Genomic DNA, 14374 nt, shown 5'->3' with positions numbered 1-14374 from the left:
CCTTAGGGGAGCGGTGGTCAGTCTGGGGAGCGGCGGGTCAGGAGGTGGCGGCCTCGTGGGCCGCTATCGCGTCCTCCAGGGAGCGGTGCAGGACGAAGATCTTGGTGAGCTGGGTGACGTGGAAGACCCGGCGCACCCGGTCGTTGACGCCCATGAAGGACATCGAGCCGTCGCGCGCGCGGAGCCGGTGGTAGATGCCGACCAGGACGCCCAGGCCCGTGGAGTCGAGGAACGTCACCTCGCCGAGGTCGATGACGAGGTGGGTGCCGCCGTTGTCGATGATGTCGAGCAGTGCCTCGCGCAGCCGGGGGCTGGTGAAGACGTCGATCTCACCGCTGATCTTGACGACCGTGAGGCCCCTCTCGACGCGGTGCTCGACGGCGAAGTCCACAGGTGCTCCTCTCATCCGCATGGCTCGTCGGGCCCTGTGCGAGGTGCCCGCGGGGGAATTGGATAGTTACCCCTGTCGCGCGCCGTTACGCGCTGGGTCAGGGGGAACGGAACAGCGCCCACACCACCTTGCCGTGGTCGAGCCCCCGCCACCCCCACCGGACGCTGAACGACTCGACGAGGTGGAGGCCGCGTCCCGTCTCGGCGATGTAGTCGGGTTCCCTGCGGCGCGGCGCGGTCCGGCTGGCGTCCATGATGCCGCAGAGCAGCCAGGGCGCCTCGTGCCCCAGGCGCAGCCTTATCGCGGACGGCGCGGAGCCCAGCGGGTCGGCCGGGTCGCCGTACACGCCCTCGCGGTGCACGTCGACGCCCGGCCGCCCGCTGGAGTTCACCCCTCCGCTGTGCCGCAGTGCGTTCGTCACGAGCTCGGACACGACGAGGCCGACGTCGTCGGCGAGTTCGGGGAGGTTCCATTCGGTGAGCCGGGAAACGGCGAAGTGCCGGGCCTCGGTGACCGATTCCGGGTCGGGCTGCACGGTGAACGACACCGTGGTGCCCCGCAGCTCGGTGAGCGCGGTGACGGCCGTGTCCAGCCGGGGCGGCAGGTTCACCGACTCGGGGACGGGCGTCGACAGCCCAGCGTGGTCCCGTGGCTCGCTCGGCCCCGCGATGGGGCCGAGCTCCCACCGCGTGTCGTCGTGCGCGTGGCGTGACGTCATTCCACCGGACCCCGCAGAGTGATCTCGTTGTGCAGCCGTGGCTCGGAAGTCTCGTGCGTTATCCTGCGCATCGTAGCGTGCGAATGCAAGGCCCAATGCACGTGCATCCGGGTTGTGTGGGTGTGGGGCGACGCGGATTGCGCGCGGGTGAACGGAGGTAACCGCAGGACACTCAGGCCAGTGGCACACTAGGTTCGCTGTCCGCCGAATAGCCGGGAGGTTGGGCGTGACTCCAGAGACGCCGGGAAGCGGGTCGACGGTTCGTCGGATCCTGCTCGGGTCGCAGCTGCGCCGTCTGCGCGAGCAGAAGGGCGTGACCCGTCAGGACGCCGGCTACGTCATCCGTGCGTCGGAGTCGAAGATCAGCCGTCTCGAGCTCGGCCGGGTCAGCTTCAAAGAACGCGACGTGGACGACCTGCTCACGTTGTACGGCGTCAGCGACAAGACCGAGCGCGAGGCGCTGCTGCAACTGGCGCGGGAGGCCAACACCCCCGGTTGGTGGCACCGGTACAACGACGTGCTGCCCGGCTGGTTCCAGACCTATGTGGGCCTGGAGGAGTCGGCGGCGTTGATCCGCACGTATGAACTGCAGTTCGTCCCGGGACTGCTGCAGTCGGAGGGGTATGCGCGTGCGGTGATCCGCCTGGGCAACGCCGGCGCCGCCGAACACGAGATCGACCAGCGCGTGGAACTGCGCCTGCAACGTCAGGAACGCCTCACGGGCCCGGACGCACCGCGCCTGTGGGCCGTGGTGGACGAGGGGGCGCTCCGGCGCCCCATCGGCGGTCCGGAGGTGATGCGGGGCCAGTTCGAGCACCTCATCGAGATGTCCAAGCTGCCCAACGTCACCATCCAGATCATGCCGTTCAGGTTCGGCGGCCACGCCGCCGAGGGCGGGGCCTTCACCATCCTGCGCTTTCCCGAGCAGGACCTGCCGGACGTGGTTTACGTCGAGAACCTCACCGGCGCGATGTACCTGGACAAGCGCGACGACGTCGACACCTATCTGCAGGCGATGGAACGCCTGTGCGTCGACAGTGCGACCCCGGAGCGCACCGTCGAGCTTCTCGGTGATCTTCTCAGAGAGACATGATGCTCCAGACCGATTACGACAACGGGATGCCGGCCGCCGAACTCCTCGGAGCGCGGTGGCTGAAGTCCCGGCGAAGCAACTCCCAGGGGAACTGTGTGGAAATCGCCGAGCTGCCCGGCGGGCAGGTCGCGATGCGCAACTCCCGTCATCCCGACGGACCCGCCTTGATCTACACCCGCCCGGAGATAGAGGCGCTGATCCTTGGAGCCAAGGACGGCGACTTCGACCATCTCATCGCCTCCCGTAACTGACCGGCTCTCACAACGAACGGCACGCCCGAACGGCGGCGGGTCGGCTCCGGAACACCGAACGTCGACCCGACCGCGGTACGGACGGCACCAGATCGCTCACAGGCCACCCCGGCGCGAGGGTGGCCTTTCTTCTGCCACCGCGGGCTTCCCGCCGGGCTCAGCCGCAGTTGCCGTAGGGGGCGCTGCGGCCGTTGCCGCCGAACCTGACGCAGGCGCCGGGCGCCTTCACGTACACCGGTCCCGCGTACCAGGCGAACGACCCGCTGTCGGCGATGGAGCTGCCGCCCTGCTTCTGGATCCACACCGAGACGGGCGACGACTTGCCGACGTTCACCGTCTTCATGGTGACCGCGCAGTTGTAGCCCGAGCTGTTGTAGAGCAGGTAGGCCACGCCGCCGGAGACGCTCAGCGACCTCTGCACGTAGTAGCCGCTCCCGTGGCCGCCGCTGTTGCACGCCTGCTGCGGCGTGTACTTGTTGGCGGGCTCCCGGGCGGGCGTACCGCCGCCATCATCACCGCCACCGCCGCCGGTGCCGGGCGTGGGCGCGGGCTGGCCCGGCTGCTGCGGTGCCTCCCCCGGCTTCTTGGACGGGCCAGGGGACGCCGGGTTCCCGCTCTTCTTGCTCTGCGGCTGCCCGGACTTCTGCTTGGACGGGTTCTGCGCGGCGTTGCCCGCGCTGTCCGTGGGCCCGGCGCCTTCCTGCGCGCCCTGGTTGTCGTCGGAGGCGACGGTCTGGTGGTCGTTGCCCTTGTCGTCGCCGCCCCTCGTCGCGGCCCAGGCGGCACCGCCCGCGAGGACGACGGCCACCGCCGCCGCTGCCGCGATGGGCACGAGGAGGCGCCCGCGCCTCCTGCCCTCCGGCCCGTGCTGGCCTTGTCCGTGCGGGCCTTGTCCGTGCGGGCCCAGACCGGGCGGTGCGGCGGGCGGGACCGGCGGGGGCGCGCCCTGCGGCTGGCCCGGCATGACCAGCGGCGGGTTCAGCTCCTCGTAGGGCGGCGGTTGCGGGGCCGTCCTGTTCCGGGGCGCGGACGGGTCCGTGACGTGGTCGGGAGGCAGCAGGGCGCCCGCCATCGCAGACGGGGAGGCGTACGGGTCCGTGGAGCTCCGCGGCGTCCCCGCGCCGGGCCCCGTCGCCGCGTCGGCGAGCAGGCCGGGGAAGGCGGGCAGCGGCGGGACGGGCGATCCGCCGGCGAACGTCCCGGTGGCGGCGCCGACCAGCCGCTCCTGCGCCTGCCGCGCCGTCGGGCGCTGCGCCGGGTCTTTGGCCAGGCACGCAAGGACGAGCTCGCGCATCGGGTCGGGCAGGTCGCCGAGATCGGGCTCGCCGGTCAGGATGCGGTGCATGACCGTGGCCATCTCGTCGTTCCCGAACGCGGGACGCCCGGTGGCGGCGAAGGCCATCGTCGTGCCCCAGGCGAACATGTCGGCCGCGGGGCCGACCTCTCCGCCGGTGAAGTGCTCGGGCGACATGTAGGCGGGCGTGCCGACGTTCTGCGTCTCACCGGCCGCGCCCAGCGCGCGCGCCACTCCGAAGTCGATGACGCGAGGGCCGTCCGGGCCCAGCATCACGTTGTGCGGTTTGAAGTCACGGTGGACGATGCCGGCCTGGTGGATCGCGGTGAGCGCGGTCAGGGTGCTGATGGCGAGGCGCTCCAGGGCGCCGCCCGTGCGCGGGCCCTCCGTCCGCACGACATGGTGCAGCGACAGGCCCGGCACGTACTCGCTGACGATGTAGGGCTGGTCGCCCGCGACGTCGGCGTCGAGCACCTGCGCGGTGCAGAACCGCGCCACCCGCTTGGCGACCTCCAGCTCGCGGACGAAGCGCGCGCGGGCCGACTCGTCGCCGGCGAGGCCGCCGTGCAGCAGCTTGATGGCGACGTGGTCGGCGGACCGGATCGTTCCAGTCTCGCCGGCCCGCCTGCCGAGGAAGACGGCCCCCTGGCCGCCCTCCCCGAGGCGGCCGAGGATCTCGTATCCGCCCAGCTCAGTCGGGTCGCCCGACCTCAGTGGAAGGGCGTCCGGCATCGTCCTGTCCGTCACACCACTCGCTCCCCGTTACTTCCGGCTCGTCCGCAAGACCGTGGGGCAAGACTATTGGGCAGACGATGGTAGACGCTCCGCGCGATCGCCGATCTCCGCGCCCCGGCCCCGCTCCGGCCCTGATCCGGCATGATCTGGGCACGCGCGAACGCAAAATAGGACTATAGTCCGGTTAATTCGATGAGGAGGCGCCGATGGAGCGGGGACCCGCGGGCGGCCGTCGTGTCGACCTCGAACTGATGCGGACGCCGCCGCCCAAGGAGCGCGCCGACGCCGCCCGCAACCGCGTGAAGGTGCTGGACGCGGCGGCCGGGCTCTTCGCCCGCCACGGGGTCGAGTCGGTTTCGATGGACGCCGTCGCCGCAGCGGCCGGCGTCGGCAAGGGGACGCTCTTCCGCCGGTTCGGCGACAAGGCCGGCTTGGCGGCGGCCCTCCTGAACCAGCGCGAGCGCGACCTGCAGGATGCGATCCTTTCCGGCCCGGCCCCGCTGGGTCCGGGCGACGGGGACGCGGACGTCTCGCCGTCCGACCGGCTGCACGCCTTCGCCGACGCCTATCTCGAGTACGTGCTGGCCCATCTCTCCCTGGTGCGGATGTCGGAGACCGCTGCGCCGGGAGCGCGCTACCGCATCGGCGCCTACGGTTTCTGGCACCGGCACCTGATGATCCTTCTTGACCAGCTGGGTGGAACGGTCCCGGACTCCGGCGAGCCGGGCATGGACTCGGATGCGGCCGCGCATGCGCTTCTGGCCGTCCTCGGGGCGGAGCACCTCGCCGCGATGGTCGACCTCGTAGGAGCGGAACGCGCGCGCGCCGCCGTCCACGCGCTCTACAACGTGACCCACGTCCGGCCCTGAGTACGAGACGACAAAACCCCCGTGCGCGATGCACGGGGGCTCGGCGTCGTATGCCTGACCAAGACCGGGTCAGGCCGGACAAGTTGCCGGAGGGTGCGGGGGGCTGGGGTTAGGCCGGGTCGGGAGTCGCTCGCTCGGGGCGGGACTCCTCCCGGCCGTCCACTTTGCCCGGTGGTCCCTCCGGGGCGTGGTTGCGTTCCAGCTGGGCCGCCACCGCGAGGGCTCGCAGCGACGTCGTCTTCACGTGTTTGCGTCCGTTCGTGGAGCGGGTGCGGGGGATGCTGCTCGGCACGGTCACCTCCATGGGTCGTGGACATGGGTGCTACCCGGTGCGCCGGTGTTCGCACGGTAGTTGCAACCGCAAGATCCTTCCGGCTATTCCGAGTGATCGTTCCGTTTATGCGCGACCGGTTCCGGCCGCGGCGCTGCGCGGCCCGGATTCGGTCCCGCTATCTAGGTTGTATTCCTAACTAGGTTGCTCTACCGTTTAGGTCGTTGCGCTAACTGAAGGGGAGGTGCCGTCCGCCATGGCTCTCGACCGCCGTGCCAGCTGGCTCAAGGGCGTGCTCGACCTGCTGGTCCTCGCCGGGCTGACCCGCGGCGAGAGCTACGGGTACGAGATCGCCAAGACTCTCGCCGACGCGGGGCTGGGGCAGATCAAGGGCGGCACCCTGTACCCCGTCCTCAACCGCCTGGAGGAGGCGGGGCTGGTCTCCTCGGAGTTCCGCGCCGCCGACCGCGGGCCGGGCCGCCGCTACTACCGCCTCACCGCCGCCGGCCGCGCGACGCTCGCCGAGCAGAGCGGCCTGTGGCTCGCCTTCGACGAATCAGTCCGGAAGATGCTCACCGAGGGAGCCGACCGATGACGCACCCCTACTTCGACGAACTGACGCGGCGCCTGCGCGACCGCGGCCTGCCCGAGAAGGAGGTCACCCGGACCGTGGCCGACCTGGCCGCCTTCGCGGCCGAGTCCGGCACCGACCCGGAGCAGGAGTTCGGTACGCCGGACGAGTTCGCCGCGCAGCTGGCGGGAGCGGGCGAGCGTGAGAGCGAACCCGCCGGCCCCGCCGCCCCGCCGGCCGAGGCCGAGACGTGGACGTGGCGGGCCGACGCCTTCCACGAGCGCGAGGTGCTCAACCGCTACGGCGACGAGGGGTGGGAGGTCGAGCGCGTCGACTCCGTCGGCCGCTTCGTCAGCCGCCGCGTCGGCGACCACCCGCTGCGCTGGGAGTACCGCCGCGAGACGGTCCTGCCCCGCAACCGCGCCGCCGTCGCGGAGCGCCTCGCGCCGGACGGCTGGGAGCCCTGCGGGTCGTGGTTCCACTTCGAGTACTTCAAGCGCCCCAAGGCGGTCACGCTCGGCCTGGAGGGCGAACTCGACCTGGCGCCGGAGGCCCCGGCCAAGGCGACCTACTGGAGCAGGCGCTTCTACCTGTTCCTCGCCGGCTACGCGGTCTTCCTCGCCGTCATGTGCACGGCCTGGATCGTGTTCGCGCCGGACGACTCCCACTTCATCTTCATCGCGGGCTGCCTGACCGGCGGCGTGGTGGCCCTCGCGCTGATGGGCCTGCGCCTGAGGCAGGCCCATCGCCGCGCGCAGTGACGGCCGCCGCTACGGGTGACCGGCGCTACAGGTAGAGGCCGACGCTCTTGGACGGATCGGACGACCCGGGCTTGTGCGGCCGCAGGTCGGCGGCCTCCAGCGTGGCCAGCTCCTCCGGGCCGGAGGCCGCGGTGAGCCGCTCCGCCTGGACGGCCAGGGCGTCGTCCAGCAGGTTGCGCATGAGGCGGCCGTTGCCGAACGACGGGCCGCGCGGCACGTCCCGCAGGATCTCGCGGAGCCGGCCGGGGACGTCCGGCGCCGGCCGGAGCCCGTCCCGCGCCGCGAGGTGCTCGAAGATCGCGATCAGCTCGCCGTCGGAGTAGTCGGGGAACGCCAGCCGCTTGGGGAAGCGGGACCGCAGCCCGGAGTTGGCGTCCAGGAAGGCGTCCATCTCGCGTTCGTAGCCCGCCGCGATGACGACCAGGTCGCCGCGGTACTCCTCCATCAGCTGGACGAGGGTGGCGACGGCCTCCCGCCCGTACGCGTCGCCGGCCAGGGAGTACGCCTCGTCGATGAACAGGATCCCGCCGAGGGCCTGCTCGACGGCGGCCCGCACGCGCGGCGCGGTCTGGCCGACGTAGGCGCCGGCGAGGTCGGCGCGCGTCACCTCGACGAGGTGCCCGGACGACAGCAGCCCCAGCTGCGCGTAGACGGACGCGACGAGCCGCGCCACGGTCGTCTTGGCGGTGCCGGGGTTGCCGGTGAACACCATGTGCCGGGACGGGGCGCCGACCGGCTGCCCGGCGGCGCGGCGCAGGTCGGCGGCGCGGGCCTCGGCGGCGAGGCGGCGCACCTCCTCCTTGACGGACGCGAGGCCGATGAGGGCGTCCAGCTCGGTGAGCGGGTCGGTGGCCGGCGGCACCCGCGTGGCGCCGCCGAGGCCGTCCGGGATGTCGTCGGCGCGCAGCTCGGCGAGGTCGGCGGCGGTGGGCGCGTCCAGCGCGGTGACGCGGCGGGCCTGCAGCGCGGTGGCGCGCTCGCACAGGTTGCGCATGACGCGGGCGTTGCCGAAGGACCGGCCGCGCGGGGCCCGCCGCAGCAGGCCGGCGAGCTTGCCGCGCGCGCCGTCCGACACCGCGAGCCCGGCCGCCGCGGCCTGCCCGGTGAAGATCTCCATCAGCTCGGCGTCGCTGAAGTCGGGGAACCGGACGGTGCCCGGGAACCGGGACGCCAGGCCCGGGTCGGACGCGATGAACCGCTGCATCTCGCGCTCGTAGCCCGCGACGATGACGACGAGGTCGTCCCGGTGGTCCTCCATGCCCTTGAGCAGCTCGGCGACGGCCTCGGGCCCGTAGTCGTCCTCCGAGCCCGTCGGCGCGAGCGCGTACGCCTCGTCGACGAACAGGACGCCGCCGACGGCGCGCTGCACGACGGCGCGGGTCTTCCCGGCGGTCTCGCCGACGTAGCGGCCGACGAGCCCGGCGCGGGACGTCTCGACCAGGTGCCCGGACGACAGGACGCCGAGGTCCTTCAGGACGCGGGCGACCAGCCGGGCGACGACGGTCTTGCCGGTGCCGGGGTTGCCGGTGAACACCATGTGCCGCGCGGGCGGGGCGGGGACGGGCAGCCCGGCGTCGCGGCGCATCTTCGCGGCCTTCGCGGCGGCGACGAGCAGCTCGATCTCCTGCTTGACGGTGCCGAGCCCAGTGAGGGCGGCGAGCTCGGCCATCGGGTCGTCGCCGGCGGTGTCGAACGAGGCGGGGACGTCGGCGTGCGTGACGACGAGTTCGGAGCCGGGCTCGGTCCGGGCGCGGACGGCGTCCACGACGGTGTCGGCGAGGTGCTGGGCGAGGCGGGCGTTGCGCAGGTTCCGCACGGGCGGCGTGCGGACGAGCAGCTCACCTGCGGCGGTCAAGGCGCGCTTGTGCGCGCGCGCCCCGCGCTGCTGGATCGCACGGTTGAACAGCTCCGCGTGGCCCTCGGCGGTGAACGGGTGCGTCGGGACGATCTGGAACCGCAGCGCCAGCGCGGGGTTGACCTCGCGGATCCGTTCGTCGCCTCCCGGCTCGCACAAGACGACGACGTGCAGGTCGTCATGGGCGTCCAGGGTCCGGTGCAGCTGCTCGACGATGGCTTCGCCGCTCTGCGTGTCGTGGGACATGTCGTCCAGGCCGTCGATGACCATCAGCCGCACGCCGGCGCAGTCGCGGGCCTCGGCGTAGAGCTGGCTGGTCGCGGCGGAGACCTCCTTGGCGGCGAAGAAGTCGCCGGCCAGCCACAGCGGCGGCTCCATGATGCCGCGCCGCTGCACGAGCTCGGCGACCTCCTGGGCGGCGTCGCGCTTGCCGGTGCCGTCCGGGCCGACGAGCATCAGCCGGACCGGGCCGTCGCCCGCCGCGATGTCCGCCAGCGCCGCGACGACGTCCGGCTGGCCGATCAGGTCCGTCTCGATCTCGGCGGTGCGGTCGCCGCGCCGCCGCGCCGGCGCCGTGCCGAGGCTCGCGGCGAGCGGGTTGGCGACGCGGCGGCGCGGGGTGAACAGGCGTCGCACGTCGTCCTGGAAGCCGCCGACGGGGATCCACACGGGGTCGGGCGAGCGCGCCGGGCCGGGCAGCCCCTGGACGCAGCCGGTGAAGCGGGCGGCCATGTCGAGCCAGCCCCGGCAGGCGTCGACGGCGCCGGCGCCGAGGGCGCGGCCGAGCCACGCCCATTCGTCCGAGCACCACTCGTCGGGGTCGAAGGAGGAGCCGCGGGCGTCCTCGAACCGTCCGAGAAGTTCGCCGTACCGGTCCTCGGTGAGCACGACCGACAGTTCGGCTGGGACCTGCTTGAGCCCCGCCTGCAGCAGCAAGTGGACGAGCAGCCCGTCGGCGGTCTCGCCGTGCGGGGCCACCTCGCGCAGGTGCTCGTGGACGGGCAGCAGCCCCGAGCACACCCATTCCAGGTAGCCGATGGGGCCGGCCAGTTCAGGCAGTACGGCGAGGACGTCGTCGTCGGCCTGCGCGGCCCAGGCGTCGCGCCGCTTCTCCAAGGGCAGTGCCAGCCAGTTCCCGGGCGGCGGGTTGTCGTACAGCTTGAGCAGGGCGCGCCGCCGCCGCTCGAATGGCTGCAGCCCCTGGAACACGCCGGCCGCCTCGCGGGCCAGGGTGAGCGCGAGGTCCTGGTCGCCGGTCTCCTCCAGCCAGTCGAAGGGCCGGAAGGCGCCGGCCCCGGCGCTCCAGTCGACGTCCTCCTCGCCCGGGTCCAGCGGCTCGGCCATGTAGGGGCCGAAGACCTCGTGGTACAGCTTCGCGCTCGACCCGGACAGGACGGCGGCGCCGCCGGGCAGGAAGCCGAGCGTGGTCATCATCTCGGCGACGATCAGCGGGGCGGGGACGGCCATCAGCCCGTGCTCGTCCACGGTGAACCCGGCGCAGCGCGGGTCCTCGGCGAGGGCGTCCACCCGGCCGCGGACCTCGTCGTAGAACCCGTCGGGGACGCGCCACGGGCGGGACGCGTACAGGTCGAGGACGGGCTCGTCCGTGACGAGCAGTTCCAAGTGTTCTGGCAGCCGCACCCGCTGCTCCTCCCCGAGGTCCCACGAAACAGTGCGAAAGCCTAGCGATCCAGGGCTTTCCGGGGGTCGGACCCGGTGAGGCCGGAAGGGGAACCCGTCGAGGTGAGAACAATCGTGCGTTTTTCCCACTAAGCGTCATCTGTCGCTTTGTTCACGCGTCCGGACTGCTGTGCCAGGCTCGCCGGACCGCTCAACTGGGTAGGTATCCGAAGATTCGGTTCGCCCGCCGGGCTGGTCCCGCCTCAGAGCGGCTCAGCGTGGAGCCCCAGGAGACCGTCGGGTGCGGGCGGACGCGCCCGTGCCGTCTCCTGGGAGAGATACGTTGATCAGAAAGCTGCTCGTCGCCAACCGGGGCGAGATCGCCGTGCGCGCCTTCCGCGCGGCCTACGAACTCGGCATCGCCAGCGTCGCCGTCTACGCGCACGAGGACCGGCTGTCCCTGCACCGGCAGAAGGCGGACGAGGCGTACGAGATCGGCGAGCACGGCCACCCCGTCCGCGCCTACCTCGACGTGGACGGGATCGTGGAGACCGCCCTGCGGGTGGGCGCCGATGCCGTCTACCCGGGCTACGGGTTCCTGTCCGAGAGCCCCGAGCTGGCCGAGGCGTGCGAGCGCAACGGGATCAAGTTCGTCGGCCCGCCGTCGCGCGTGCTGAGGCTGGCCGGCAACAAGATCGAGGCGGTCGCGGCGGCGCGCCGGGCGGGGCTGCCCGTGCTGCGCTCGGCGACCCCCGCGCCGGGCGAGGAGCTCGCGGCGGCCGACGAGGTCGGCTTCCCGCTGTTCGTCAAGGCCGCGGCCGGCGGCGGCGGGCGCGGGCTCCGCCGCGTCGACCACCGCGACGAGCTGGAGGCCGCCGTCGACACCGCGCGCCGCGAGGCGGAGAGCGCGTTCGGCGACCCGACCGTCTTCCTGGAGCAGGCCGTGGACCGGCCGCGCCACATCGAGGTGCAGGTCCTCGCGGACGGCGAGGGCCACATCGTCCACCTGCGCGAGCGCGACTGCTCCGTGCAGCGCCGCCACCAGAAGGTCGTGGAGATCGCGCCCGCGCCCCGGCTCGACCCCGTCGTGGCGCAGCGGCTCTGCGAGGACGCGGTGAGGTTCGCCCGCGAGATCGGCTACGAGAACGCGGGCACCGTCGAGTTCCTCGTGAACGACCGCGGCGAGCACGTGTTCATCGAGATGAACCCGCGCATCCAGGTGGAGCACACTGTGACCGAGGAGGTCACCGGCGTCGACCTGGTGCAGAGCCAGCTGCGCATCGCGGGCGGCGAGACGCTCCCCGGCCTCGGCATCGCGCAGGAGGACGTCACCGTCAGCGGCTTCGCCGTGCAGTGCCGCATCACCACCGAGGACCCCGCGAACGGCTTCCGCCCCGACACCGGCAAGATCTCGGCGTACCGCTCGCCGGGCGGCGCCGGGGTGCGGCTCGACACCGGCACCGCCTACGGCGGCGCGATCATCTCCCCGCACTTCGACTCGCTGCTGGTGAAGCTGACCTGCCGCGGCCGGACGTTCGAGGAGGCGGTGCGGCGCGCGCGCCGGGCCGTCGCCGAGTTCCGCATCCGCGGTGTCGCGTCGAACATCCCGTTCCTCCAGGCGCTGCTGGACGAGCCCGACTTCCGCGCGGGCGGCGTCACCACGTCCTACATCGCCGACCACCCCGAGCTGCTGACGGCCCGGTCCAGCGGCGACCGCGCGACGCGGCTCGTCCGGTACCTGGCGGACGTCACCGTCAACAAGCCCCACGGTGACGCGCCGACCGACCTGGACCCGTCGACGAAGCTGCCGCCGCTCAACATGGACGTCCCCTTCCCAGAAGGGTCGAGGGACCGCCTCCTCGCCCTCGGCGCGCGCGCGTTCGCCGAGCAGCTCCGTAACCAGAGTGCTCTGGCCGTCACCGACACCACGTTCCGGGACGCGCACCAGTCGCTCCTGGCGACGCGAGTACGCACCTACGACCTGCTCGCCGCCGCGCCCTACCTGGCCCGCATGACCCCTGAGCTGCTCTCCATTGAGGCATGGGGCGGGGCGACGTACGACGTCGCGCTCCGCTTCCTCGGTGAGTCGCCGTGGGACAGGCTGTCCGCGATCCGCGAGGCCGCGCCGAACCTGTGCATCCAGATGCTTCTGCGGGGCCGCAACACCGTCGGCTACACCCCGTACCCCGACTCTGTGGCGCGGGCCTTCGTGAAGGAGGCGGCCAGTACGGGCGTCGACATCTTCCGCGTGTTCGACGCCCTGAACGACATCGAGGCCATGCGTCCGGCCATCGACGCGGCTCTCCAGACCCACGCCCTGGTCGAAGGCACCCTCTGCTACACGGGCGACCTCTCGTCCCCGAACGAGAACCTCTACACGCTCGACTACTACCTGCGGCTCGCGGAGCAGCTGGTCGAGGCGGGCGTCCACATCCTGTGCATCAAGGACATGGCCGGCCTGCTCCGCGCACCCGCCGCGCGCACCCTCGTCAAGGCGCTGCGCGAGCGGTTCGACCTGCCCGTCCACCTGCACACCCACGACACGGCCGGCGGGCAGATCGGCACCTACACCGCCGCCATCGAGGCCGGTGTCGACGCCGTCGACGGCGCCGCCGCACCTCTGTCGGGCACCACCAGCCAGCCGCCCCTCCAGGCGATCGTGGCCGCGACCGACTTCACCGACCACGCGACCGGCATCGACCTGGACGCGCTGACCGTCATGGAGCCGTACTGGGAGGCCGTCCGCAAGCTGTACGCGCCGTTCGAGATGGGCCTGCCGTCGCCGACCGGACGCGTCTACCGGCACGAGATCCCGGGCGGGCAGCTGTCCAACCTGCGGCAGCAGGCGGTCGCGCTCGGCCTCGGCGACCGCTTCGAGGAGATCGAGCGGCTGTACGCGGCGGCCGACGCGATCCTCGGGCGGCTGGTGAAGGTCACCCCGTCCAGCAAGGTCGTCGGCGACCTGGCCCTGCACCTCGTCGCCGCCGGCGCCGACCCCGACGACTTCGCCGCGAACCCGGAGCGCTACGACATCCCCGACAGCGTCATCGGGTTCCTCAACGGTGAACTGGGCGACCCGCCGGGCGGCTGGCCCGAGCCCTTCCGCACCAAGGCGCTCGCCGGACGCCACTACACGCCGCCCAGGGCCGAACTGGACGGCGCCGAAGAGAAGGCCCTGGCCGGGCCAGAGGTCCGCGACACTCTCGACCGGCTCCTCTTCCCCGGCCCCGCGAAGGACTACCGCGAGGCACGCGCCGCCTACGGCGACCTTTCCGTGCTGCCCACCGGCCCGTTCCTCTACGGCCTGCGCACCGGGCACGAGGTCGCGTTCGACCTCGAACCCGGCGTCCGCGTGCTCGCCGGGCTGGAGGCGGTCGGCGACGTCGACGAGGCGGGCGTCCGGCAGGTCATCTGCACGGTGAACGGCCAGCTCCGCACGCTGTCCGTCCGCGACAAGTCCGTGGTCTCGGACGCGCCGCCGGTCGAGCGCGCCGACCCGTCCGAACCCGGCCACGTCGCCGCGCCCTTCGACGGCTCGGTCACCCTCCGCGCGTCCAAGGGCGACACGGTCGCCGCCGGCGACGTCGTCGCCACGATCGAGGCGATGAAGATGGAGGCGGCCATCACCGCGCCCGTGGCCGGCACCGTGACCCGCTTGGCCGTCCCTGAGGCCACGCCGGTCCAGGCGGGCGACCTCCTCCTCGTCATCCAGGAGGCTTAACCCGAACGCAACAGCGGGGTCTTGCGGCGCACTGGCGGCGCCGCAAGACCCCGCTGTGCGTTAGCGCACCGCGTAGTCGCTGAGGGACGGGGACAGCAGGTCGAAGGCGGTGCGGCCCGTCTTGGCGAGGGCGGCGGCTATCTCGTCGTTGCTCTCGCCGGTGAGGGTGCGGCGCAGGGTCTCCTGGAACAGGAAGCGGTGGACGGCGCCGAGCTGGGCGGCGA

11 protein-coding genes are annotated in these 14374 nt (G+C 72.5%); 6 read left to right on the top strand and 5 right to left on the bottom strand.

What is annotated here, in order from left to right; genetic code table 11:
- Positions 1–37 precede the first annotated feature (37 nt).
- Together ETD96_RS27825 and ETD96_RS27820 are read right to left on the bottom strand one after the other, a co-directional pair.
- Positions 38–391, bottom strand: coding sequence for an STAS domain-containing protein (locus ETD96_RS27825; RefSeq protein ID WP_240808279.1), 354 nt, complete (start codon positions 389–391; stop codon positions 38–40).
- 97 nt (positions 392–488) lie between these two features.
- Positions 489–1109 (bottom strand): ATP-binding protein, encoded by a 621-nt coding sequence (locus tag ETD96_RS27820; RefSeq protein ID WP_138639450.1) that lies wholly within the window; start codon positions 1107–1109, stop codon positions 489–491.
- A gap of 271 nt (positions 1110–1380) precedes the next feature.
- On the opposite strand from ETD96_RS27820, the gene ETD96_RS27815 reads away from it, so the two are divergent.
- Both ETD96_RS27815 and ETD96_RS27810 read left to right on the top strand, forming a co-directional pair.
- A complete protein-coding gene (locus ETD96_RS27815; protein WP_138639452.1) occupies positions 1381–2202 on the top strand; it encodes a helix-turn-helix domain-containing protein in 822 nt (273 codons plus the stop codon).
- Complete coding sequence (locus tag ETD96_RS27810) at positions 2199–2453, top strand: DUF397 domain-containing protein (RefSeq protein ID WP_386875468.1); 255 nt, start codon at positions 2199–2201, stop codon at positions 2451–2453. Before ETD96_RS27815 ends, ETD96_RS27810 begins: the two co-directional genes overlap by 4 nt.
- A 157-nt stretch (positions 2454–2610) precedes the next feature.
- Here ETD96_RS27810 and ETD96_RS46065 read toward each other — a convergent pair whose 3' ends face one another.
- Positions 2611–4494 (bottom strand): serine/threonine protein kinase, encoded by a 1884-nt coding sequence (locus ETD96_RS46065; RefSeq protein WP_240808278.1) that lies wholly within the window; start codon positions 4492–4494, stop codon positions 2611–2613.
- A 194-nt stretch (positions 4495–4688) separates the two neighbouring features.
- Here ETD96_RS46065 and ETD96_RS27800 point away from each other — a divergent pair, with 194 nt between their 5' ends.
- Positions 4689–5351 carry a TetR/AcrR family transcriptional regulator gene (locus tag ETD96_RS27800; protein WP_138639449.1) on the top strand — a complete coding sequence of 221 codons (663 nt, stop codon included), beginning with the start codon at positions 4689–4691 and terminating at the stop codon, positions 5349–5351.
- Positions 5352–5460: 109 nt separating this feature from the next.
- Here ETD96_RS27800 and ETD96_RS27795 read toward each other — a convergent pair whose 3' ends face one another.
- On the bottom strand, positions 5461–5643 hold the full coding sequence (locus ETD96_RS27795; RefSeq protein WP_138639448.1) for a hypothetical protein: 183 nt from the start codon (positions 5641–5643) through the stop codon (positions 5461–5463).
- A 235-nt stretch (positions 5644–5878) separates the two neighbouring features.
- Here ETD96_RS27795 and ETD96_RS27790 point away from each other — a divergent pair, with 235 nt between their 5' ends.
- Positions 5879–6217: a PadR family transcriptional regulator gene (locus ETD96_RS27790; protein ID WP_138639447.1), complete on the top strand. Its 339-nt coding sequence runs from the start codon at positions 5879–5881 to the stop codon at positions 6215–6217.
- On the top strand, positions 6214–6954 hold the full coding sequence (locus ETD96_RS27785; RefSeq protein WP_205719489.1) for a DUF2812 domain-containing protein: 741 nt from the start codon (positions 6214–6216) through the stop codon (positions 6952–6954). The genes ETD96_RS27790 and ETD96_RS27785 overlap by 4 nt, the downstream gene beginning before the upstream one ends.
- Positions 6955–6979: 25 nt before the next feature.
- On the opposite strand, the gene ETD96_RS27780 is transcribed toward ETD96_RS27785, so the two are convergent.
- Entirely contained in the window at positions 6980–10450 is a 3471-nt protein-coding gene (locus ETD96_RS27780; RefSeq protein ID WP_138639446.1) for an AAA family ATPase, read from the bottom strand.
- Between the two features lie 322 nt (positions 10451–10772).
- On the opposite strand from ETD96_RS27780, the gene ETD96_RS27775 reads away from it, so the two are divergent.
- Positions 10773–14150 carry a pyruvate carboxylase gene (locus tag ETD96_RS27775; protein ID WP_138639445.1) on the top strand — a complete coding sequence of 1126 codons (3378 nt, stop codon included), beginning with the start codon at positions 10773–10775 and terminating at the stop codon, positions 14148–14150.
- The last annotated feature ends 224 nt before the right edge of the window (positions 14151–14374 follow it).

This window comes from Actinomadura geliboluensis (assembly GCF_005889745.1).
Taxonomy (GTDB): Bacteria; Actinomycetota; Actinomycetes; order Streptosporangiales; family Streptosporangiaceae; genus Spirillospora; species Spirillospora geliboluensis.
Note: the sequence above shows the minus strand (reverse complement) of the source record. Positions and strands in the feature narration are given on the sequence as shown.

What these genes read in the sequence shown, in the direction of transcription:
- ETD96_RS27820 (WP_138639450.1), bottom strand. Translation starts at nt 1,109, where the DNA reads ATGACGTCACGCCACGCGCACGACGACACGCGGTGGGAGCTCGGCCCC.
- ETD96_RS27810 (WP_386875468.1), top strand. Translation starts at nt 2,199, where the DNA reads ATGATGCTCCAGACCGATTACGACAACGGGATGCCGGCCGCCGAACTC.
- ETD96_RS27800 (WP_138639449.1), top strand. Translation starts at nt 4,689, where the DNA reads ATGGAGCGGGGACCCGCGGGCGGCCGTCGTGTCGACCTCGAACTGATG.
- ETD96_RS27790 (WP_138639447.1), top strand. Translation starts at nt 5,879, where the DNA reads ATGGCTCTCGACCGCCGTGCCAGCTGGCTCAAGGGCGTGCTCGACCTG.
- ETD96_RS27785 (WP_205719489.1), top strand. Translation starts at nt 6,214, where the DNA reads ATGACGCACCCCTACTTCGACGAACTGACGCGGCGCCTGCGCGACCGC.